This window comes from Actinophytocola sp. (assembly GCF_035762905.1).
Classification (GTDB): Bacteria; Actinomycetota; Actinomycetes; order Mycobacteriales; family Pseudonocardiaceae; genus DASYTH01.
On the sequence record NZ_DASUCC010000002.1, the window covers coordinates 26,596 to 46,742 of the forward strand.

Below are 20,147 nucleotides of genomic sequence, written 5' to 3' on the forward strand. Positions count from 1 at the left end.
CGACGGTCCCGGCGTCAGGAGGCGAGCGCGCTGTCCAGCTCGGCGAGCAGCGCCGCCTTGGGGCGGGCGCCGACGAACGAGCGGATCGGCTCGCCGTCCCGGAACAGCAGCATCGTCGGCAGGCCGAGCACGCCGAACCGCTGGCCGGTCGCCGGGTGCTCGTCATAGTTGATCTTCACTACGGACAGCGAGTCGGACCGCTCCTCGGCGATCTCGCGCAGCACCGGCGCGATCATCCGGCACGGCGGGCACCACGGCGCCCAGAACTCCACCAGCACCGGCCGGTCGGCCCGGAGCACCCGCTCCGCGAAGGTCTCCTCGGTCACCGCTTCGGGCATCGACGCTCCTCACAGGCATGGGTCAGCTTCTCGGCGATCTCCCGGCGCACCTCGGTCAGCCGCGCGATGCAGTCGTCCACCTCGGCGAGCTTGCGCCGGTAGACGGCCACCGAGTCCGGGCACGCGTCCCCGGTGGCGTTGCCGGCGAGCAGGCACTCCACGAACGGACGGGTCTCCTCCAACGCGAACCCGACCGCCTGCAGCGCCTGGATCTCCCGCACCAGCCGCAGATGCGACTCGTCGTACTCGCGGTAGCCGTTGGTCCGGCGCGGCGCGGTCAGCAGGCCCTGGGCCTCGTAGTACCGCAGCGCCCGTGTCGTGGTGCCGGTCGTGCGGGCCAGCTCACCGATGCGCATGCGCCGATGCTAAACATTGACGCCGACGGAAAGGCCAGTCCTACTCGACGCCGAGCACCAGCACCGCCGCCTGGCCACCGCGGTAGACCACCAACTCGACGGCCGGATGCTCGCGGCGCAGGTAGTCCTCAAGCTCCCCGGCCAGCTCGTCCGGCGCGCCGACCCCGAGCAGCGCGGTGAGCAGCTCGCCGCCAAGGCTCAGCATCCGCCCGGCGATCCCCCTGGCCACCAGGTCCAGCGCGTCGAGCGTGGCCGGACCGGGCTCGATCAGCACCACCTCGCCGTCGGCGAAGCCGAGCATGTCGCCGGCCGAGCACGGGCCGACCCAGGTGATCGCGTCCTCGGCGGCCACCACCACCTCACCCCACCGGGTCGCCGCGGCCGCCTCCGCCATCCGGACCACGTCGTCGCCCGCGCGCCGGCGGGGATCGTGCACCGCCACCGCGGCCAGCACCTGGACCGGCGCGGAGCACGGCACCACCACGACGTCCTGCCCGGCGGCCACGGCCCGGATCGCCGCCTCGTCGGCGACCTCGATCAAGCCGAGGTCCTCCGGCAACACGGTGACGTGCGCGGCCCGGGTGCCGGTGATCACCTCGAGCAGCTCGTAGATCGACCGTTCGCCACCGCTCACCCGGGCCACCGCGACGCCCTCGCCGGTCAGCAACTCGGCCAGCTCGGCCGAACGCACCGGGACGACCACCGCCCGGTCGCCGGCGAACCGGGCCGGCTCCTGGGCGGCGGCGTCGGCGAACCGGGCCACCCGGATCCGGTGCGGCCGACCGGACTCGACCCCCGCCTCGATCGCCGCGCCGATGTCGTTGCAGTGCACGTGCACGGTCCACAGCCCGGTGCCGTCACCGGCCACCGAGGCGCAGTCACCCAGCCCGGAGAGCCGGTCCCGCAGCACCGACGCGGCCCGCGTGCCCGCGTCCAGCAGGTACATCACCTCGTAGCTGTACTGCTCCGAACCCGCCTCCCTGGGCACCACCAGGGGGTTGTCCGGCTCGGCCAGCGCGGCGACCGTGGCGGCCAGCGCCGCAGGCTGCTCGGACACCACCGCGACCAGTGCGTCCAGCAGCACCACCACCCCGCGGCCGCCGGCGTCCACCACCCCGGCCTCGGCCAGCACCGCAAGCTGGCTCGGGGTTCGCTCCAGCGCGTCGGCCGCCGCGCCGGCCGCGGCCCGCACCACCTCGGCCAGGTCCGCCGCGCCGCTGTCCCCGGCCGCCGCGGCGGCCGCGTCCAGCACGCTGAGCATGGTGCCCGGCACCGGATCGGCGACCGCCGCCCGGGCCAGCTCCGCACCCCGGACCAGCGCCGCGTGCAGGCCGGTCCCGCTGACCGTCTCGGCCTCGGCCAGCGCCTCGGCCAGCCCGCGGAGCAGCTGGGAAGCGATCACCCCGGAGTTACCCCGCGCGCCGACCAGAGCACCCTTGGCCAGCGCGGTCACCATCTCCCCCGCACTCCCGCCCGCGGCCGGCAGCGGCAGGTGCTCGAGCGCGGATCGCATGGTGTGCAGCAGGTTGGAGCCGGTGTCGTTGTCCGCGACCGGGTAGACGTTGATCCGGTCGATCAGTTCGCGGTGCGCCTCGAGGGCCTGGACGCACGCCGCCGCCCAGCGCCGCACCTCGCCGGCGTCAAGAGCCTGCAGCACATGCGGCAGAGTAGCCGGGGCCCGGTTTGGACCCCGCGACCCGCTGCCGTTACCCTGTATTGACTGCCCGGCTGGCCGGGATCGAATGGCGCATGCCCGCTGTGACCTCGTGGGAGCGCATACCGAGAATGGAGTGTCTGACGTGGCTGCCGTTTGCGACGTCTGCGGCAAGAGGCCGGGCTTCGGCAAGTCGGTCTCGCACTCACACCGCCGTACCAGCCGCCGGTGGAACCCGAACATCCAGACCGTGCACGCGAAGATCGGTATCTCGCAGCGCAAGCGGATGAACGTGTGCACCTCCTGCCTGAAGGCCGGCAAGGTAACCCGCGGCTGAGTTCGCCGAAAGACAATCGGCACCGGTGATCCCCGACGGCACCGGTGCCGATCCGCGTTCCGGCCCCGGTGCTACGGGAGCTTCCAGTCGATCGGCTCGGCGCCCTGCTCCTCGAGCAGCTTGTTGGCCCGGCTGAACGGCCGGGAGCCGAAGAACCCGTTGTGCGCCGACATCGGACTGGGGTGCGCGGACTCGATGCACGGCACGGTTCCGAGCAGCGGCCGCAGGTTGCGTGCGTTGCGGCCCCAGAGGATCGCCACCAGCGGACCGCCCCGCGCGGCCAGCGCCCGGATCGCCTGCTCGGTGACCTCCTCCCAACCCTTGCCCTGATGGGAGTTCGGCCGGCCCGGCTCGACGGTCAGCGCCCGGTTGAGCAGCAGCACGCCGCGCTCGGCCCACGGGGTGAGATCACCGCTGGACGGCGCCGGATAGCCCAGGTCGTCGCGCAGCTCGGTGAAGATGTTGGCCAGGCTGCCCGGCAGCCGGCGCACCTCGGGCGCCACCGAGAACGACAGCCCAACCGGGTGGCCCGGCGTCGGGTACGGATCCTGGCCCACGATCAGGACCTTGACCTCCGCGAACGACTGCTTGAACGCGCGCAGCACGTGCTCCCCGGCCGGCAGGTACCGCCGGCCCGCGGCCACCTCGGCGCGCAGAAACTCGCCCATCGCGGTGATGCGGTCGGCTGCGGGCGCGAGCGCTTCGGCCCATCCGGCGTCGACGATCGCGGACAACGGTTGTGGCGCCACGGATGCGCACCCTAGCGCGCCGGGCACAGCCGGCCGGTCCCGAGGTGGATCTACAGCGTCTTGCCCAGGTGCACGGCCAGGGGCGCGTCCTTGTAGTGGCCGAACGCCGGCACGTCCGTGTAACCCGAGGACCGGTACAGCTTGAGGGCTTCCGGCTGGGCCGGACCGGTCTCCAGGATCACCCGGCCGTGCCCGGCGCGCCGGGCGGATAACTCCAGTTCCGCGAGCATCGCCCTGGCCAGGCCCCGCCCGCGCCGGGCCGGGGACACGTACATCCGCTTCAGTTCGACCATGCCGTCGCCGTGCGCCCGCCACCCGCCGCTGGCCACCGGAACACCGTCCAGGTAGCCGACCAGGAACAGGCCGAGCGGCGGGGCGAACTGCGCCGGATCGACCGGTGTCGAGTCCGGGCCGCCGTACCGGACCACGTACTCCTGCTGGACCTCGTCGATCATCCGCACCGCATCGGGATGGTCGTAGCTGACAACGCGGATCTCCACGCCGTCATCTAACGCGACCAGTGCTGCCAGCCACCCGGCGCCTCGTACCGCGCACCGTCGACGGTGACCTTGTTTCCCCTGGTCACCGTGCCGATCGTGGTCCAGCCGTCGGGCACCCCGCGCGGGTCCGGGAAGGTCGCGGCCAGCGCGTGATCCTCGCCACCGGTCAGCACCCAGTGCCGGGCGTCGGCGCCGAGCGCGGTGGACACGTCCACCAGCCGCTGCGGCACCTCGACCAGGTCGCTCTGCACGTCGATGGCCACGTTCGAGGCGGTGGCGATGTGTCCGAGATCGGCCAGCAACCCGTCCGACACGTCGATCATCGCCGTGGCCCCGGCCAGCGCCGCCTGCGGACCGGCGGCATAGGGCGGTTCCGGGGTTCGCTGCGCGGCGACCACGGTGACCGGTGAGCGGAACCCCCGGCCGAGCACCGCGAGACCGGCGGCCGCCCAGCCCAACCGCCCGCACACGGCCAGCACGTCACCCGGCAGCGCCCCGCCCCGGGTGACCGGCGGCCGGCCCTCCAGGTCGCCTAACGCGGTCACCGACACCACCAGGTGCTCGGCGTTGACCACGTCGCCGCCGACCACGCCGATCCGGACCTTGGCCGCCTCCTGCCACAGCCCGCCGACCAAGTCGTCGATCATGCTCGCCGCGGTCTTGGCCGGGCAGGCGATCCCGACCAGAACGGCGGTCGGTATCGCACCCATCGCCGCGATGTCGGCCAGGTTGACCGCGACCGCCTTGCGCCCGACCTGCTCCGGGGTGGACCAGTCCAGCCGGAAGTGCACGCCCTCGACCAGCACGTCGGTGCTGGCGACGACCCGTCCGTCCGCGGCCTGCACCACCGCGGCGTCGTCGCCGGGGCCGAGCAGCGTGACCGCCGGTTGCGGTCTGCCGTCGGTCAGCCGTCGGATGAGACCGAACTCACCCAAGTCGGCGACCGATTCGCTGCCGTTATGTGGTCCCGTGCGCATAGTGCCTGCCTACCCGAAAAGTCGGATCGCCGAACGATGGTCAACTGCGGTACGTTGCCCGATACGTTCCTACCTCCTGGGCACAGTCAGACACGAAGGGGCGCGCCGTGGTCCATGCATACATCCTGATCCAGACGGAGGTCGGCAAGGCCGCAGTGGTTGCCGAGAAGATCGCCGAGATCGCCGGCGTGACGACCGCGGAGGATGTGACCGGACCCTACGACGTGATCGTCCGTGCCGAGGCCGACAACGTCGATCTCCTCGGTCAGCTTGTGGTCGCCCGGATCCAGAACGTGGACGGCATCACCCGCACGCTGACCTGCCCGGTGGTCCACATCTGACCCGCTGCCCCGTCCCCGCCCCGTCCTGTGCTCTAGTTGATGGGTGCTTTCCCGAACGGCCCTCGGTGTCTCCGTCGGGCTTGCCGGGTTGCTCGTCGTCGGCGTGATCGTGCTCGGCAAGCTGGTCGGGTCCGCAGGCGATCCCGAATCCCCGGTGGCACTGGTGTCGGTCGACGCGCCGCAGGCCGGCTCGGCCGCGTGCGCGACCCTGATCGGCGCGCTGCCGGCGGAGCTGACCAGCGGCTCGGCCGTGCTGCACCGGCTGCCACTGGCCTCGCCCGCGCCGCCGGCCACGATGGCCTGGGGCACCGGCGGCTCCGCGGAGCCGGTCGTCCTGCGCTGCGGCCTGAACCGGCCGCCGGAGCTGACCCCGACCGCGCAGTTGCGGGAGATCTCCGGGGTGCGTTGGCTGCCGGTGCCGGGCGCCAGGGCCACCACGTGGTACCTCGCGGACCGGGCCGTGTTCGTCGCGCTCACCGTGCCGGATGGGGCCGGGACGGGAGTGCTGCAGGGGGTGTCGGAGACCGTCGGGCGGAACCTGGCGGCGTCACCGTAAACCGGTGCCCCGTGCGATCGCCGTGTCGATCAGCGTGGCCAGCAGGGTCGGGTAGTCGACGCCGGTGACCTCCCACATCTTCGGGTAGGCCGAGGTCGGCGTGAAGCCGGGCATCGTGTTCAGCTCGTTGATCGTCAGCGTGCCGTCGGCCCCGACGAAGAAGTCCACCCGGGCCAGGCCCTGGCAATCCAGCGCCCGGAACGCGTCGATCGCCAGCGCCCGCAGCCGCTCGGTGACCAGGTCGTCGAGCTTGGCCGGGATGTCCAACTCGGCGGTGTCGTCCAGGTACTTGGCGTCGAAGTCGTACCAGTCGACGTCCGCGCCGACCAGCCGGATCTCGGCCGGCAGCGACGCCTCGAGGTGGCCGTCCGGGAACTCCAGCACGCCGCACTCCACCTCGCGGCCGACGATCATGGCCTCGACCAGCACCTTCGGGTCGATCGCGCGGGCCTGCGCGATGGCGGCGTCCAGGTCGGCCCAGTCGGTGACCTTGCTGATCCCGGTGGACGACCCGGCCCGCGCCGGCTTGACGAACACCGGCAACCCGAGCCGTTCGCGCGCGGCCTGGTCGAGGGTGGTCTCCCCGCGCCGCAGCACCTCGTACCGCCCGGTCGGCAAACCCTCCGCGGCCAGCAGCTTCTTGCTGTACTCCTTGTCCATCACCACGGCGGAGGACAGCACCCCGGCCCCGGCGTACGGGATCCCGGCCATCTCCAGCAGGCCCTGCACGGTGCCGTCCTCGCCGTAGGCCCCGTGCAGCACCGGGAACGCCACGTCGACGGTGGAGAGCACCTCACCCTCGCGGCCGGGGTCGAGCACGACCAGCCGGCTCGAGGTCGGATCCGCCGGGAGGGTCAGCGCCGTGCCGGTGGTGATGTTGGGCATTTCCCGCTCGCGGATCGCCAGCCGCTCCGGATCCGCCGGCCCCAGCACCCAGGCCCCCTCCGGAGTGATCCCGATCGGCAGCACCTCGAACCGCTCGGGGTCCAGGTTGGCCAGCACGCTCGCAGCCGAGACGCAGGAAACGGCGTGCTCCGAGCTGCGCCCACCGAAGATCACTGCCACTCGAAGCTTGGAGGTCGCCATGGCCGCGACCCTACCCAACGGCGTTCCGACCTCCCGGAACCGGCAACTCGGCTGCCTGAAACGGGGACTCGCGGTGCGGCTGGCCCGGTTACCGGGTCGGGCGGAGGAGTTCGGTGAGGATGGGCAGGCAATCGTGCAGTTGGTCGCGGGAGCAGGCGGCGTAGCCGAGGGCGACGCCGAACCAGCGGGGGCGACCGCAGTGGTGGCGGGCCAGCCCGTCGAGAAGGAGGCCATGACGACGAGCGGAGTGCAGGAGATCGCGTTCCTTGTCGGCGGAGTCGACCAGGACGACCACGTGGGCACCGGCTTCGTCGCCGACGACGGGGACGCCGCCGGCGACCAGGGCGTCCACCAGGATGGAGCGGCGTTCGGAGAGCTCGCGGCGCAGACGGCGCAGGTGGCGGCCCAGGTCGCCGTGGCGGGCGAGTTCGACGAGCACGAGCTGTCCCGCGGGGGCGGGCCCGGTGCCGGAGGCCTCCCGGTGGGCGAGCACCGCCGAGACGACCGGCGGCGGGGCGACCATCCAGCCGACGCCGAGGGTCGGGGTGAGGATCTTGCTGGTGGTGCCGAGGTGCACCACGACATCGGGAGCCAGCGCGGCGAGCAGCGGCAGCGGGGCGACGTCGTAGCGCAGCTCTCCGTCGTAGTCGTCCTCGATCACCAGCCAGCCCTCCCGGCGGGCCCGCTCGACCAGCGCCACCCGGCGCCCGGCTGACATCCGGCCGCCCAGCGGGTACTGGTGCGCAGGCGAGCAGTACACGGCGCGCACCGACTCGGGCACGGAGTCGACCAGCAGGCCGTCCGCGTCGACCGGTGCGGGGAGGATGCGCAGCCCCGCGGCCCGCATGGCACCGACGGCCCGCTGGTACCCGGGCTCCTCGACGGCCACGCTGTCCCCCGGTCGCAGCACCGACGCGGCCAGCTCCGCCACGGCCGCCGACGTGCCCGCGGTGGCCACGACCGCCTCGCCCGCGTCCCGGCCGGCGGGGTTGCGACCGGCGGGGTGGCGGCCGGCGGAGTTGTGGTGGCCCGGGTGCCATCCGGCCGGGTCGCCGAGGTCGTCGCGGACCCGGAGTCCGCGGTGGCGCAACAGGTGCTCGGCGACGGCGGCGCGGTAGGCGCGCAGGCCGGCGCGCTGGGGCCGGGCCAGCGGGACGCCGTCGGCGGCGGCCCGCCAGGCCCGGCGCCAGGCGGCCCGGTCGATGCCGCCCGCCCACGGGGAGCCGGGGGTGAGGTCGACGAGGGCGTCGTCCCAGTCCTCGGCGCGCGGTCGCTTGCTCGGCCTGCGCATCGCACCCGGGGGTTCTGTGGTCACGTAGGTGCCCGAGCCGTGCCGGCCGGCGATCCAGCCCTCGGCGTGCAGCTGCTCGTAGGCGGCGGCGGTGACCGTGCGGCTCACCTTGAGCTGGGCGGCGAGGGCCCGGGTGGACGGCAGGCGGTCGCCGGCGCGCAGGCGGCCGTCGCCGGCCGCGGAGCGCAGTTCCTCGGCGAGCTGAACGGCGAGCGGGATGGCGGAGTCCCGGTCGAGCGAGACCGGAAGCGCTGGCGTGGATACCACGAGTGGCCTTTCAGAATCGCTAAGTTGTGGCTATTCAAGCATGCCACTAATCCGCACATGCTGAAGGGCATGACGATGACGCCGCTCTCGCCTACCACTCGGAGCACGATCAACCGGGGCAAGAACCGGGCCGTGCTGGACCGGGCCGAGTTGTACGCCGTGCTCGACGCCGGGCTGATCTGCCACCTCGCGTTCGTCGTCGACGGGGCGCCGGTGGTGATCCCGACCGGATACGGCCGGGAGGGCGACACGCTCTACCTGCACGGCTCGACCGGGGCCGGCAGCCTGCGGGTCGCGGCCGGCGGCGCGCAGATCTGCGTCAACGTCACGCTGCTGGACGGGATCGTGTACGGGCGGTCGGTGTTCCACAACTCGGCCAACTACCGGTCGGCGGTGATCCACGGCCGGGCCGAGACGATCACCGACCCGGAGGCGAAGCTGCACGGCCTGCGGGTGCTCACCGAACATCTTGCTCCCGGATCGTGGGACTACGCCCGGGCCCCCAGCCCCAAGGAGTTCGCCGCGACCGCGCTGCTCACCCTCGACCTCGGCGAGGCGGCGGTGAAGATCCGCAGTGGCCCGCCGGTCGACGACGACGCCGACGTCGCGGCCGACGAACGCTGGGCCGGCGTGCTGCCGGTCAGCCGAGCCTGGGCCGCTCCCGAGTCCTGCCCGCTGCTCGACGGTCGCCACGCGGTGCCGCCACACGTCGCCGGCCGCGCCACGCTCGGTTGACCGCCAGGCAACCCGGGTGCTAGACGACCCGCTCCGGCGTGCCGGAGTCGAGCCGGTAGGTGATCATGGGGAGGCGGGCCGGGCGGTAGACGTGAATGCTGACGGCGGGGGTGGGGTGGTCGTTGCTGACGCGGTGGAGGTAGCCGGGGCCGAAGACCCGGGACTGGCCGGCGGTGACGCGGTGGCGGGTCTCCGTCGCGGGCTCGGTGCCCGCCCCGCGCGCGACGTGTTCGGTGAGCAGGCCGGCGACCACGGTGAAGGCTCCGGTCGCGCCACCATGGTTGTGCGGGTCGGTGCCCTGGCCGGGGAGCCAGGTCATCAGCCAGATCTCCTGCGCTTCGGTGCGTTCGACCAGGGTGACGAACCGCGATCGGGTGTGGAACCGGAGCAGGTGGCGCCAGCTTTCGGTGTCCGCCGCCAGTTCCATGGCGATCAGGGCCGGGTGGGCGGACGCCGGTGTGGTGGCGAGTGCGATGGTGTTCGGGGGCACTGCGAACATGATGTGGTGACCTTCTCGAGGAGCAGCCGGAGTCGCCGCCGTACGGGCGGCTCGATTGATTGGCGGGGTTGCTCAGCAAGAAGGACACAGCGCGCTGGCGACACGGCGCAGGTCGATGTGACCCCGCCGCTCACTCATCGCGCGCAACAACATGGGGAATAGGGAAGCATCCGGCCGGCCGGATCGTCAACGGATTGTCGCCAAGTTGGGCCCATCCGGGGGTGCCTTAGTCACGAATCATCCGGTAAACCCGACAACGCCAGGGGACCACCAGTGCGGGAGCAGAACGCCATGCGCGAAAAGCTTCGACGTGTGCCGACCGGGGGCCAGGCCACCGAGGGGGCCGAGCCGGACGCCGACCAGCTACTCCAGGCCGTCGCGCGGGGCGACGAGGCGGCCTTCGAGCGGCTCTACGACCAGGTCATCGGACCGGTGTTCGGGCTGATCAGACGGGTCGTGCGGGATCCGGCGCAGTCCGAGGAGGTCGCCCAGGAGGTGATGGTCGAGCTGTGGCGCACCGCCACCCGGTACTCCCCGGAGCGGGGCTCGGCGATGACCTGGGTGATGACCCTTGCGCACCGGCGCGCGGTGGACCGGGTCCGGTCCGCCCAGTCGGCCGCCGACCGGGAGACCCGGGTGTCCATCAGCGAGGCGTCCAGGCCGTTCGACGAGGTCGCCGAGCTGGTCACGATGAAGCTCGAGCACGAGCAGGTTCGCCGGTGCCTCGGCACCCTGACCGACCTGCAACGCGAGTCGATCACGCTGGCTTACTACGGGGGGCGCACCTACCGGGAGGTGGGTGAGTTACTGGACACGCCGCTGGGGACGATCAAGACCAGACTGAGGGACGGACTTATCCGTCTCCGCGACTGCCTCGGAGTGACCCGATGACGACTCCCGACGTGCACGCCCTGACCGGCGCCTACGTACTGGACGCCGTGCCGGAGCTCGAGCGGGCCGCGTTCGAACGTCACCTGTCCCAGTGCGACGCCTGCACCCAGGAGGTCAGCGAGCTGCGCGAGACCGCCACCCGGCTCGGCCGGGTCGCCGCCGCCGAGCCGCCGCCCTGGCTGCGCGGCCAGGTGCTGACCCGGATCTCCCAGACCCGCCAGCTCCCGCCGGAGCAGAGCCTGCTCAGCGGTGGCCAGCGCCGCACCCCCGGCTGGGCCCTGCGGCTGACCACCGCCGCCGCGGCCGTCCTGCTGGTCGCCTCCGTCGCCCTCGGCGTGGCCCTGGTCAACACCCAGAACAACCTCGACGACACCCAGCAGTCCGCCGCCGCGCTGGCATCCCTGCTGCAGGCCGGGGACGCCGAAGTGCAGAGTGCCGAGGTGAACGGCGGCACCGCCACGGTGATCTCCTCCGACGTCGAGAACAAGGCCCTGCTGCTGTCCTCGGGCCTGGCCGACCCCGGTGCGGGCAAGGTCTACCAGGCCTGGAAGCTCGGCGACGGCGACCCCAAATCCGCCGGCGTGATGGAAGGCAACCGCCTCACCATCGACAATCTCGGCGAGGCCACCACCGAGATCGGCATCACCATCGAACCGGCCGGCGGCTCCACGTCGCCGACGCTGCCGGTACTCGCCCAGATCCAGGTGGTGTAAGGGCGGGGCAAACAGCGACCCGGATCAGCGCTCCGGTTTGGTCTTGCGGCCGATCAGGTCCGCGGCCATCTCGCGCGGGTCGAAGCCGTCGTGGCAGACCCGGTGCACCACCTCGGTGATCGGCATCTCCACGCCGTGGGTCAGGGCCAGCTCGCGGATCGCCGAGCTGGACTTCACCCCCTCGGCGACCTGGCCGTGCGTCGCCGCCTGTGCCTGGGCCGGCGTCTGGCCCCGGCCGAGCCGCTCACCGAACACCCGGTTGCGGGACAGCGGCGACAGGCAGGTGGCCACCAGGTCGCCCAGCCCGGCCAGACCCGCGAAGGTCAGCGGGTCGGCGCCGAGCGCAACGCCGAGCCGCGCCATCTCGGCCAGCCCCCGGGTGATCAGCGTGCCGAGCGTGTTGCTGCCGAACCCGAGCCCGGCCGCCATGCCGCAGGACAGCGCGATCACGTTCTTGCACGCCCCGCCCAGCTCCACCCCGACCACGTCGGTGATCGTGTACGGCCGGAAGTACCCGGTGGTGCACGCCTGCTGGATCGCCACCGCCCGGTCGTGGTCGGTGCACGCGATCACCGTCGCGGTCGGCTGCTCCTCGGCGATCTCGCGGGCCAGGTTGGGCCCGGACACGACCGCCACCTGGTGCGCGCTGATGCCGGTGACCTCCGTGATCACCTGGCTCATCCGCTTGAGCGTGCCCAGCTCCACCCCCTTGGCCAGGCTGATCAGCGTCGCCTCCGGCTTGATCAGTCCGCGCCAGGCGGTCAGGTTGTGCCGCAGGCTCTGGCTGGGCACCGCGAGCACCACCGCGTCCGCGCCGTCCAGCGCGATCCGCGGGTCCGAGGTGGACACCAGCGCGTCCGGCAGCCGGACCCCCGGCAGGTAGTCGGGGTTCTCCCGGCGCTGCGCGACCGCCTCGGCGACCTCGCGCCGGCGCGCCCAGAGCGTCACCTCGCTGCCCGCGTCGACGAGCACCTTGGCGAAGACCGTGCCCCACGAGCCCGAGCCGAGCACCGCGAACCGCACGGACATCAGCTCGCGCGCTCCTCATCGGACTTCTTCGCCACGGCGACCGGCCGGTAGAACTCCGCGGGCGCCGGCTCGTCGCGGATCTCGGCGACCAGGTCGCGCACCCCGGACATGATCAGGTTGGTGACCTCGCGCAGCAGCTCCGGGGTGACTTCGCGGCCGCGGTGGCCGGACAGGTCGATCGGCTCGCCCACCGCGTACCAGACCCGCTTGCGCGGCAGCGGCCGGAACTTGCGCGAGTAGGCGTCGAGGATCGCCTTGGTGCCCCAGCGGGCCGCCGGGAGCACCGGCACGTCGCTGTCCAGCGCCAGCCGGGCCACGCCGGTGCGCGGGTGCATCGGCCAACCCTCGGGGTCCTTGGTGATCGTCCCCTCCGGGTAGATGAGGACCAGCTTGCCCTCGCCCAGCGCGGCGACGGCGGCGGTGAGGCTCTGCTTGGCCTCCGCGCTGCCGCGGTAGACCGGGATCGTGCCGACCGCTCGGGCCATCCGGCCGAACACGGGGATCCGCAGCACCGACTCCTTGGCCAGGATCCGGGGCACCCGCTTGTTGCGGTGGATGAACACCGCGTCGACGATCGGGTCGTAGTGCGAGACGTGGTTCATCACCAGCAGCACGCCGCCCTTGCGGGGAATCCGCTCGCCTCCCCGGTAGGCGACCTTGGCTATCCAGCTCAGCGGGTAGAAGAAGACGGCGATCACGCCGATCCAGAACCCACCCTTCTCCCGTCTCGCCAACTGCTCCTCCTCATCCGCCGGTCCCTCCTGGTCCAACCAGGATGCCAGGTCGCCACTTCGTGCAGGATGGACCGGGTGGTGGACCTCATCGTTCCAGTCAAGCGCCTGGACCGCGCCAAGTCGCGGCTGCGCGGGGTGCTGCCCCGGCACGTCGACCTGGTGCTCGCGCTGCTGGTCGACACGGTGACCGCGGCCCGCTCGACCCCGGGCGTGCGGCGGGTGCTCGTGGTGTGCGAGGACGAACGGGTTCCGGCCGCGCTGCGGGGTACCGGCGCGGAATGCGTGGACGAGCGGGGGTTGCCGGGCCTGACCGCGGCGCTGGAGTTCGGGGCGGCCGTGCTGCGCGCGGCGCAGCCGGGCGGCGTGGTCGGCGCGCTGCAGGCCGATCTGCCGGCACTGCGGCCGGCCGAGTTGGCCACGGCGCTGGCCGAGGCGGCCGGCCGGCGGGCGTTCTGCGCCGACCGCGCCGGCACCGGCAGCACGCTGCTGCTGTCCGCGCCCGGCGGGCCGCTGGATCCGCGGTTCGGGCCGGGCTCGGCCGCGGCGCACGCGGACAGCGGCGCGGTGCCGATCCGTGCGCCGCTGCCGTCGCTGCGCTGCGACGTCGACACCGACGAGGACCTGCGGGTGGCCGCCGGGCTCGGCCTCGGCCCGCGAACGTCCATTCTGGCCGGCTGTGTGACACCTGGGTGAACGCCGGAGAACGAGCCCTACTCCGTCCGGCCGGGGTGTCGCATGATGGAGTGGTGAGCCCGGAGAACGTCCAGGAGATCGCACAGGAGGTCGTCGGCGTGGAGCTGCCCGAGCCCCGGGGTGTGCCGTCCGCGCCGCCGGCGGTCACGCCGGAAATCGCCGAGACCGACCTGCCCGACGACCGGTACCTCAACCGGGAACTGTCCTGGTTGGACTTCAACGCCCGGGTGCTCGCCCTGGCCGAGGACGCCTCGCAGCCGCTGCTCGAGCGGGCCAAGTTCCTGGCGATCTTCGCCTCGAACCTGGACGAGTTCTACATGGTCCGGGTGGCCGGGCTGAAGCGCCGGGCCGAGACCGGCCTTTCCGTGCGCAGCGCCGACGGGCTCACCCCGCGCGAGCAGCTGGCCTACATCTCCAAGCGCAACCAGGAACTGGTCGAGCAGCACGTCCGCGCGTTCGAGGAGCGGGTCCGCGCCGAACTGGCCGAGCACGGCATCCGGATCGTCAGCTGGGCCGATCTGGCCGACCCCGAGCGGCTGCGGCTGACCTCCTACTTCAGCGAGCAGGTCTTCCCGGTGCTCACCCCGCTTGCGGTGGACTCCGCGCACCCGTTCCCGTACATCTCCGGGCTCTCCCTCAACCTCGCGGTGACCGTGCGGGATCCGCAGATCGGCGTCGAGCGGTTCGCCCGGGTCAAGGTGCCGGACAACGTGCCGCGACTGGTTCCGGTGCACGGCGGCCCCACCGCCGAGGCGGACACCTTCCTGCCGCTCGAGGCGCTGATCGCCGCGCACCTGTCCGATCTGTTCACCGGCATGCAGGTCACCGAGGTGCACGCGTTCCGGGTCACCCGCAACGCCGACCTCGAGGTGGAGGAGGACCAGGACGAGGACCTGCTCGAGGCGCTGGAACGGGAGTTGGCCCTGCGCCGGTTCGGTCCGCCGGTGCGTCTGGAGGTCGCCGACGACATGAGCGACCACATGCTCGAGCGGCTGCTGCGCGAGTTGGAGGTGCACCCCAACGACGTGGTCGTGGTCGGCGGGCTGCTGGACCTGTCCTGCCTGTGGCAGCTGTACGGAATCGACCGCAAGCAGCTCAAGGATCCCCCGTTCGTCCCGGCGACGCATCCGGCCTTCGCCGACCGGGAGACGCCCAAGAGCGTGCTGGACACCCTGCGGGACGAGGGCGACGTACTGGTACACCACCCGTACGACTCGTTCTCCACCAGCGTGCAGCGGTTCATCGAGCAGGCGGCCAGCGATCCCAAGGTGCTGGCCATCAAGCAGACGCTGTACCGAACGTCGGGTGACTCGCCGATCGTGGACGCGCTGATCGACGCCGCGGAGGCCGGCAAGCAGGTGGTCGCGCTGGTGGAGATCAAGGCGCGGTTCGACGAGCAGGCCAACATCAAGTGGGCCAGGACGTTGGAAAAGGCCGGCGTGCACGTGGTCTACGGGCTGGTCGGGTTGAAGACGCACTGCAAGACCGCACTGGTGGTGCGCCAGGAGGGGGCGACGATCCGCCGCTACTGCCACATCGGCACCGGCAACTACAACCCGAAGACCGCTCGGCTCTACGAGGACATCGGCCTGCTGACCGCGGAACCGATGATCGGCGCGGACCTCACCGACCTGTTCAACGTGCTGACCGGCTACGCCCGCCAGGAGGAGTACCGCAGCCTGCTCGTTGCCCCGTACGGCATCCGCAAGGGGATCGTGGAGCGGATCGAGCAGGAGGTCGAGCATTTCCGGGCCGGGGACCGGGCCGGGATCCGGATCAAAATCAACTCGTTGGTGGACGAGCAGGTCATCGACGCGCTGTACCGGGCGTCGCAGGCCGGTGTCCGCACCGACATCGTGGTCCGCGGCATCTGCGCGCTCAAACCGGGAATCCCGGGGCTGTCCGAGAACATCCGGGTGCGCTCGATCCTCGGCCGGTTCCTCGAGCACTCCCGGGTGCTGCATTTCGCCGGCGCGAACGAGCACTGGATCGGCAGCGCGGACCTGATGCACCGCAACCTGGACCGCCGGGTCGAGGTGCAGGTGCGGATCACCGATCCGCTGCTCACCGCCGAGTTGGACGCGATGTTCGACTCCGCGCTGGACCCGGCGATCCGCTGCTGGGTGCTCGAGCCGGACGGGGAGTGGAAGCCGTCTCCAGAGGACGGTTCGTCCGTGCGGGACCACCAGGCCCAACTGGTGGCCACCCACCGCACCGCGGGCTGACCGGCACGTGGCAACGCAGATCCAGGCCGCCGGCGCCGTGCTGTGGCGCCCGGCCGGCGCGAACCCGGACCAGGACACCGCCGCGGCCGAAACCGCGGTGGAGATCGCCCTGGTGCACCGGCCCCGCTACGACGACTGGAGCCTGCCGAAGGGGAAGCTGAAGCCGGGCGAGACGATCTGGGCGGCGGCGGCCCGGGAAGTGGCCGAGGAGACGGGATTCCCCGCGGTGCTGCGCCGCCACCTGTGCCGGGTCGACTACCCGGTCACCGAGCCGGTGCGGGGGCACAAGACCGTGGACTTCGTGTCCGCCCGGGCCCGTCCCGGACGGTTCCAGCCCAACCGCGAGGTCGACGCCCTGGTGTGGTTGCCGCCCGGCGAGGCGGCCGCCGTGCTGAGCTACGACACGGATGCCCGGGTGCTCCAGGAGTTCCGCCGGTTGCCGGCGAACACGACGACGGTGCTGCTGGTCCGGCACGCCAAGGCGGGCAAGCGGGCCACCTGGCCGGGACCGGACCACCTGCGCCCGCTCAGCGTCGAGGGCTGGGCGCAGGCGAAGGCGCTGCACGGTTTCCTGACGCTGTTCGGGGTGGATCGGGTGCACTCCCCGGCGCTGCTGCGTTGCGTCCAGACCGTGCGGCAGGTGGCCGAGGACATCGGCGTCGTGGAGGTCGAGGAACCGCTGCTGTCCGAACAGGGTTACCGGGACGACCCGGACGCGGCCGTGGCCCGGTTGCGGCAGATCGTCACGGCCGGCGGAACCCCCGTGGTGTGCAGTCAGGGCGGGGTGATCCCGGACCTGCTTTCCCGGTTGGCCGCGGACTCGGGGCTGGAGTTGCGCGAGCCGGCCGCCCGCAAGGGCAGCGCGTGGTTGCTGTCCTTTCGGCCGGCGCCGGAGATCCGGTTGGCCGGTGCGACTTATGAACCGCAACCCTGAGGCGCACACGCGGTGTCGCGAAGCAGACCCGCACGGGATACACCGCTGGGCGAACGGGCGGTGCGCGATCGGCTGTTCGGCGTCCAACTGACATGAAAAAGAGCCCGGTCCACACGTTCGGGTGGGCCGGGCTCCCTCGTTGTACCGCTACTTCTTGGTGGTCTTGCGAGCCGCCGGACGCGCGGCGGTCCGGGCCGGCGTGGCCTTCTTGACCGGAGTGGCCTTCTTGGCCGTGCTCTTGGCCGCCGTACTCTTGGCCGCCGTGCGCGCGGCCGGCTTGGCCGCCGTTGTCTTGGCTGCCGCTGCCCGCGTGCTGGTGGCACGTGCGGCCGGTTTGGCCGCCGTTGCACGCGAACGGGTCGTAGTCGCCGCGGCCCGGGTGGCCGTGGTGCGGGTAGCCGTGGTGCGGCCGGCCGTCGTGGTGCTGCGGCTGGCGGTCGCGGTGCTGCGCGAGGCCGGGCGGGTCGCCACCTTCGGCAGCTTCTTCGCCCCGCTGACAACGTCCTTGAAGGTCGTGCCCGCGCGGAACGCCGGCACCGTCGTCTTCTTCACCTTCACCGTCTCGCCCGTGCGCGGGTTGCGCGCGGTGCGGGCGGCCCTGGCGCGCTTCTCGAACACGCCGAACCCGGTGATGTTGACCTTCTCGCCCTTGTTGACCGTACGGACGATGACGTCGACGAGGCCGTCAACCGCGGCACCCGCTGCTTTCTTGTCGCCCAGGCGCTCGGAGAGAGCCTCGATGAGTTGGGCCTTGTTCACCCTTCAGTCCTCCATGAGAACATACTGCCGTCTTCGGCCCACTTGGCCGACTTCACGACACCGTATGCCTTTCTCGCCACAATTTCCACGCGACTCGCCCAAATTCGTCCCTTAGGCGTCCAAAACCCTTGCCGCGCGGGCTATCTGGAGGGGGTCTAGCCGGCCCTTCCGGCAGGGGTGGTGGACGGCATCCACTGCGGCCGGTTGCCTTCGAACTCCGCGATGGAATCAGCGTGTCGAAGGGTCAGCGCGATGTCGTCCAGGCCTTCTAGCAGGCGCCATCGGGTGTAGTCGTCCACCGCGAACGGTGCGGTGAACTCGTTGGCGCGCACGGTCTTCTCCCGCAGGTCGACCGTCACTTCGGTGCCCGGGTGGGTTTCGAGGAGCTTCCACAACATCTCGACGTCAGATTGGTCACACTGGGCCGCCAGCAGCCCCTGCTTGCCCGCATTGCCCCGGAAGATGTCGGCGAACCGGGCGGAGATCACCACCCGGAAGCCGTAGTCGCCCAGCGCCCAGACGGCGTGCTCGCGGGACGACCCGGTGCCGAAGTCCGGCCCGGCGACCAGGACGCTGCCGGCCCGGTAGGGCTCGAGGTTGAGCACGAACCCCTCCTCGGCCCGCCAGGCGGCGAACAGGCCGTCCTCGAACCCGGTCCGGCTGACCCGCTTGAGGTAGACCGCCGGAATGATCTGGTCGGTGTCCACGTTGGACCGGCGCAGGGGCACGCCCACCCCGGTGTGGCTGGTGAACGGTTGCATGACGGGATTCTCCTCGGCTGCTCAGAGGTCGTCGGGGGAGGACAGCGTGCCGCGGATCGCGGTCGCGGCGGCGACCAGCGGAGATACCAGGTGGGTGCGGCCGCCCTTGCCCTGCCTGCCTTCGAAGTTGCGGTTCGATGTGGACGCCGATCGCTCGCCCGGCCGGAGCTGGTCGGGGTTCATGCCGAGACACATCGAGCAGCCCGCGGAGCGCCATTCCGCACCGGCTTCGGTGAACACCCGGTCCAGTCCCTCGGCCTCGGCGGCCGCCCGGACCCGCATGGAACCGGGCACGACGAGCATCCGCACGCCGGCCGCCACCTTGTGGCCGCGCAACACCTCGGCGGCGGCCCGCAGGTCCTCGATCCGGCCGTTGGTGCACGAGCCCAGGAAGACCGTGTCGACCGAAATGTCCCGAAGTGGGGTGCCCGGGGTGAGATCCATGTACGACAGTGCCTTCTCGGCGGCCTGCCGGGCGTTCTCGTCGGCGATCCGCGCGGGATCCGGGACCCGGTCGGACAGCGGGAGTCCCTGCCCGGGGTTGGTGCCCCAGGTGACGTACGGGGACAGTGCGGCGGCGTCGATGTGCACCTCGGCGTCGAACTCGGCGTCCGGATCGGTGCAGAGCCCTCGCCAGTACTCGACCGCGGTGTCCCAGGCCGATCCCCGGGGCGCGTGCGGGCGGTCCTTCAGGTAGGCGAACGTGGTCTCGTCCGGGGCGATCATCCCGGCCCGGGCGCCGGCCTCGATCGACATGTTGCAGACCGTCATCCGGGCCTCCATGGACAGCGCCCGGATCGCCTCGCCCCGGTATTCCAGCACGTAGCCCTGGCCGCCGCCGGTGCCGATCCGGGCGATCACGGCCAGGATGACGTCCTTGGCGGTGACGCCGGGGGCCAGCCGTCCGTCCACATTGATCGCCATGGTCTTGAACGGGCGCAGCGGCAGCGTCTGGGTGGCCAGCACGTGCTCGACCTCGGAGGTGCCGATGCCGAACGCGAGCGCGCCGAACGCGCCGTGCGTGGAGGTGTGGCTGTCGCCGCAGACGATGGTCTTGTTCGGCTGTGTGAGCCCGAGCTCCGGCCCGATGATGTGCACGATGCCGCGGCGGCTGTCCTGGAGATTGAAGAGTTCGACGCCGAACTCCTGGGCATTGATTTCGAGCTGCTTCACCTGCTTCGCGGCGGAATCGATGGAGATCGGCACGCCGCCGAACACCTGCTCGGTGCGCGTGGGGGTGGAGTGATCCATCGTGGCGAGCGTGAGATCGGGGCGGCGAAGCTTGAGGCCGCGATTGCGGAGCTCGGTGTAAGCCTGCGGCGTGGTCACCTCGTGCGTGAGGTGCAGATCGATGAACAGGACGGCGGGCGTATCGGCAGTCTCGGGCACGACCACGTGGTCGTCCCAGACTTTCTCGAACATGGTTTTCGGTTGCGTTGTCATTTGATGGAGAGCGAGGTGCCGGGCACCCACTCTCGTAACTGAGATGTTGAGGAGAGCGCCGCCGGTCACTCGCTTGCGAGAGTGACCGGCGACGCCAGTTCGTCAGCCGGCGACTACCGCCCGCGGTGCATTCATGTCGACGTAGTCGAGCCAGCCGTGTTTGTCATCGGTCTTGCCCTGGACGAGTGCGAAGTAGGCATTCGCAATCTTGGCCGTGATCGGGCCGCGTTTGCCGTTGCCGATCTGGATGGCGTCGACCGAGCGGATGGCCGCGACCTC

At 71.7% G+C, this 20,147-nt stretch carries 24 protein-coding genes; 9 read left to right on the forward strand and 15 right to left on the reverse strand.

Features of this window, described 5'->3' with window-relative positions; genetic code table 11:
* Nucleotides 1-14: 14 nt before the first annotated feature.
* From trxA to VFV67_RS00165, 3 genes are read right to left on the reverse strand one after another with little or no spacing between them, the layout of a single operon-like run.
* Entirely contained in the window at nt 15-338 is a 324-nt protein-coding gene (gene trxA / locus VFV67_RS00155) for a thioredoxin (protein ID WP_326466264.1), read from the reverse strand.
* On the reverse strand, nt 323-694 hold the full coding sequence (locus VFV67_RS00160) for a MerR family transcriptional regulator (RefSeq protein WP_326466265.1): 372 nt from the start codon (nt 692-694) through the stop codon (nt 323-325). Before VFV67_RS00160 ends, trxA begins: the two co-directional genes overlap by 16 nt.
* Before the next feature lie 40 nt (nt 695-734).
* Complete coding sequence (locus VFV67_RS00165; RefSeq protein WP_326466284.1) at nt 735-2,348, reverse strand: DAK2 domain-containing protein; 1,614 nt, start codon at nt 2,346-2,348, stop codon at nt 735-737.
* A gap of 145 nt (nt 2,349-2,493) precedes the next feature.
* Between VFV67_RS00165 and rpmB the strand changes: the two genes are divergently transcribed.
* Nucleotides 2,494-2,685: a 50S ribosomal protein L28 gene (gene rpmB, locus VFV67_RS00170; RefSeq protein WP_325159017.1), complete on the forward strand. Its 192-nt coding sequence runs from the start codon at nt 2,494-2,496 to the stop codon at nt 2,683-2,685.
* Nucleotides 2,686-2,756: 71 nt separating this feature from the next.
* Here the strand turns inward: rpmB and VFV67_RS00175 are convergent, their stop codons facing one another.
* From VFV67_RS00175 to VFV67_RS00185, 3 genes are read right to left on the reverse strand one after another with little or no spacing between them, the layout of a single operon-like run.
* A complete protein-coding gene (locus tag VFV67_RS00175; protein WP_326466266.1) occupies nt 2,757-3,434 on the reverse strand; it encodes a uracil-DNA glycosylase in 678 nt (225 codons plus the stop codon).
* Between the two features lie 50 nt (nt 3,435-3,484).
* Nucleotides 3,485-3,934 (reverse strand): GNAT family N-acetyltransferase, encoded by a 450-nt coding sequence (locus VFV67_RS00180; RefSeq protein WP_326466267.1) that lies wholly within the window; start codon nt 3,932-3,934, stop codon nt 3,485-3,487.
* An 8-nt stretch (nt 3,935-3,942) separates the two neighbouring features.
* Nucleotides 3,943-4,911 carry a thiamine-phosphate kinase gene (locus tag VFV67_RS00185; RefSeq protein ID WP_326466268.1) on the reverse strand — a complete coding sequence of 323 codons (969 nt, stop codon included), beginning with the start codon at nt 4,909-4,911 and terminating at the stop codon, nt 3,943-3,945.
* A gap of 107 nt (nt 4,912-5,018) precedes the next feature.
* Between VFV67_RS00185 and VFV67_RS00190 the strand changes: the two genes are divergently transcribed.
* Both VFV67_RS00190 and VFV67_RS00195 read left to right on the forward strand, forming a co-directional pair.
* Nucleotides 5,019-5,252, forward strand: coding sequence for an Lrp/AsnC ligand binding domain-containing protein (locus VFV67_RS00190; protein ID WP_326466269.1), 234 nt, complete (start codon nt 5,019-5,021; stop codon nt 5,250-5,252).
* A 43-nt stretch (nt 5,253-5,295) separates the two neighbouring features.
* On the forward strand, nt 5,296-5,808 hold the full coding sequence (locus VFV67_RS00195; protein WP_326466270.1) for a DUF3515 domain-containing protein: 513 nt from the start codon (nt 5,296-5,298) through the stop codon (nt 5,806-5,808).
* On the opposite strand, the gene VFV67_RS00200 is transcribed toward VFV67_RS00195, so the two are convergent.
* Nucleotides 5,800-6,894, reverse strand: coding sequence for a D-alanine--D-alanine ligase family protein (locus VFV67_RS00200; RefSeq protein WP_326466271.1), 1,095 nt, complete (start codon nt 6,892-6,894; stop codon nt 5,800-5,802). The two genes, VFV67_RS00195 and VFV67_RS00200, sit on opposite strands and share 9 nt — an antisense overlap.
* A gap of 88 nt (nt 6,895-6,982) precedes the next feature.
* Nucleotides 6,983-8,452: a PLP-dependent aminotransferase family protein gene (locus VFV67_RS00205; RefSeq protein WP_326466272.1), complete on the reverse strand. Its 1,470-nt coding sequence runs from the start codon at nt 8,450-8,452 to the stop codon at nt 6,983-6,985.
* Between the two features lie 75 nt (nt 8,453-8,527).
* Between VFV67_RS00205 and VFV67_RS00210 the strand changes: the two genes are divergently transcribed.
* Nucleotides 8,528-9,187: a pyridoxamine 5'-phosphate oxidase family protein gene (locus VFV67_RS00210; RefSeq protein ID WP_326466285.1), complete on the forward strand. Its 660-nt coding sequence runs from the start codon at nt 8,528-8,530 to the stop codon at nt 9,185-9,187.
* Nucleotides 9,188-9,206: 19 nt separating this feature from the next.
* Here VFV67_RS00210 and VFV67_RS00215 read toward each other — a convergent pair whose 3' ends face one another.
* Nucleotides 9,207-9,686: a cysteine dioxygenase family protein gene (locus VFV67_RS00215; RefSeq protein ID WP_326466273.1), complete on the reverse strand. Its 480-nt coding sequence runs from the start codon at nt 9,684-9,686 to the stop codon at nt 9,207-9,209.
* A 72-nt stretch (nt 9,687-9,758) separates the two neighbouring features.
* A complete protein-coding gene (locus tag VFV67_RS36705) occupies nt 9,759-9,839 on the reverse strand; it encodes a putative leader peptide (protein WP_414636149.1) in 81 nt (26 codons plus the stop codon).
* A gap of 138 nt (nt 9,840-9,977) precedes the next feature.
* Between VFV67_RS36705 and VFV67_RS00220 the strand changes: the two genes are divergently transcribed.
* Both VFV67_RS00220 and VFV67_RS00225 read left to right on the forward strand, forming a co-directional pair.
* On the forward strand, nt 9,978-10,577 hold the full coding sequence (locus VFV67_RS00220; RefSeq protein ID WP_326466274.1) for a sigma-70 family RNA polymerase sigma factor: 600 nt from the start codon (nt 9,978-9,980) through the stop codon (nt 10,575-10,577).
* Nucleotides 10,574-11,290 (forward strand): anti-sigma factor, encoded by a 717-nt coding sequence (locus tag VFV67_RS00225; RefSeq protein ID WP_326466275.1) that lies wholly within the window; start codon nt 10,574-10,576, stop codon nt 11,288-11,290. Before VFV67_RS00220 ends, VFV67_RS00225 begins: the two co-directional genes overlap by 4 nt.
* Nucleotides 11,291-11,314: 24 nt before the next feature.
* Here VFV67_RS00225 and VFV67_RS00230 read toward each other — a convergent pair whose 3' ends face one another.
* Both VFV67_RS00230 and VFV67_RS00235 read right to left on the reverse strand, forming a co-directional pair.
* Nucleotides 11,315-12,319, reverse strand: a complete 1,005-nt coding sequence (locus VFV67_RS00230) for an NAD(P)H-dependent glycerol-3-phosphate dehydrogenase (protein ID WP_326466276.1) — start codon at nt 12,317-12,319, stop codon at nt 11,315-11,317.
* Nucleotides 12,319-13,053 (reverse strand): lysophospholipid acyltransferase family protein, encoded by a 735-nt coding sequence (locus VFV67_RS00235; protein WP_326466277.1) that lies wholly within the window; start codon nt 13,051-13,053, stop codon nt 12,319-12,321. The genes VFV67_RS00230 and VFV67_RS00235 overlap by 1 nt, the downstream gene beginning before the upstream one ends.
* Before the next feature lie 66 nt (nt 13,054-13,119).
* Between VFV67_RS00235 and cofC the strand changes: the two genes are divergently transcribed.
* From cofC to VFV67_RS00250, 3 genes are read left to right on the forward strand one after another with little or no spacing between them, the layout of a single operon-like run.
* Nucleotides 13,120-13,746, forward strand: coding sequence for a 2-phospho-L-lactate guanylyltransferase (gene cofC / locus VFV67_RS00240; protein WP_326466278.1), 627 nt, complete (start codon nt 13,120-13,122; stop codon nt 13,744-13,746).
* Between the two features lie 53 nt (nt 13,747-13,799).
* Nucleotides 13,800-15,971 carry an RNA degradosome polyphosphate kinase gene (locus tag VFV67_RS00245; RefSeq protein WP_326466279.1) on the forward strand — a complete coding sequence of 724 codons (2,172 nt, stop codon included), beginning with the start codon at nt 13,800-13,802 and terminating at the stop codon, nt 15,969-15,971.
* A 7-nt stretch (nt 15,972-15,978) separates the two neighbouring features.
* Nucleotides 15,979-16,905, forward strand: a complete 927-nt coding sequence (locus tag VFV67_RS00250) for an NUDIX hydrolase (protein ID WP_326466280.1) — start codon at nt 15,979-15,981, stop codon at nt 16,903-16,905.
* 147 nt (nt 16,906-17,052) lie between these two features.
* Here the strand turns inward: VFV67_RS00250 and VFV67_RS00255 are convergent, their stop codons facing one another.
* From VFV67_RS00255 to leuC, 3 genes are all read right to left on the reverse strand, one after another.
* Nucleotides 17,053-17,664: an HU family DNA-binding protein gene (locus VFV67_RS00255; RefSeq protein ID WP_326466281.1), complete on the reverse strand. Its 612-nt coding sequence runs from the start codon at nt 17,662-17,664 to the stop codon at nt 17,053-17,055.
* Between the two features lie 155 nt (nt 17,665-17,819).
* Entirely contained in the window at nt 17,820-18,425 is a 606-nt protein-coding gene (gene leuD, locus VFV67_RS00260) for a 3-isopropylmalate dehydratase small subunit (protein ID WP_326466282.1), read from the reverse strand.
* 21 nt (nt 18,426-18,446) lie between these two features.
* The gene (gene leuC, locus VFV67_RS00265) at nt 18,447-19,868 is read right to left on the reverse strand and encodes a 3-isopropylmalate dehydratase large subunit (RefSeq protein ID WP_326466283.1); all 1,422 of its coding nucleotides are present in this window, start codon (nt 19,866-19,868) and stop codon (nt 18,447-18,449) included.
* Nucleotides 19,869-20,147 lie beyond the last annotated feature (279 nt).

Bases quoted from the DNA above. Each gene is read 5' to 3' on its own strand.
- VFV67_RS00220 (WP_326466274.1), top strand. From the start codon at position 9,978: ATGCGCGAAAAGCTTCGACGTGTGCCGACCGGGGGCCAGGCCACCGAG.
- VFV67_RS00230 (WP_326466276.1), bottom strand. From the start codon at position 12,319: ATGTCCGTGCGGTTCGCGGTGCTCGGCTCGGGCTCGTGGGGCACGGTC.
- VFV67_RS00160 (WP_326466265.1), bottom strand. From the start codon at position 694: ATGCGCATCGGTGAGCTGGCCCGCACGACCGGCACCACGACACGGGCG.
- VFV67_RS00210 (WP_326466285.1), top strand. From the start codon at position 8,528: ATGACGCCGCTCTCGCCTACCACTCGGAGCACGATCAACCGGGGCAAG.
- VFV67_RS00200 (WP_326466271.1), bottom strand. From the start codon at position 6,894: ATGGCGACCTCCAAGCTTCGAGTGGCAGTGATCTTCGGTGGGCGCAGC.
- leuD (WP_326466282.1), bottom strand. From the start codon at position 18,425: ATGCAACCGTTCACCAGCCACACCGGGGTGGGCGTGCCCCTGCGCCGG.
- VFV67_RS36705 (WP_414636149.1), bottom strand. From the start codon at position 9,839: ATGTTGTTGCGCGCGATGAGTGAGCGGCGGGGTCACATCGACCTGCGC.
- VFV67_RS00225 (WP_326466275.1), top strand. From the start codon at position 10,574: ATGACGACTCCCGACGTGCACGCCCTGACCGGCGCCTACGTACTGGAC.
- VFV67_RS00185 (WP_326466268.1), bottom strand. From the start codon at position 4,911: ATGCGCACGGGACCACATAACGGCAGCGAATCGGTCGCCGACTTGGGT.
- cofC (WP_326466278.1), top strand. From the start codon at position 13,120: ATGGACCGGGTGGTGGACCTCATCGTTCCAGTCAAGCGCCTGGACCGC.
- VFV67_RS00215 (WP_326466273.1), bottom strand. From the start codon at position 9,686: ATGTTCGCAGTGCCCCCGAACACCATCGCACTCGCCACCACACCGGCG.
- trxA (WP_326466264.1), bottom strand. From the start codon at position 338: ATGCCCGAAGCGGTGACCGAGGAGACCTTCGCGGAGCGGGTGCTCCGG.
- leuC (WP_326466283.1), bottom strand. From the start codon at position 19,868: ATGACAACGCAACCGAAAACCATGTTCGAGAAAGTCTGGGACGACCAC.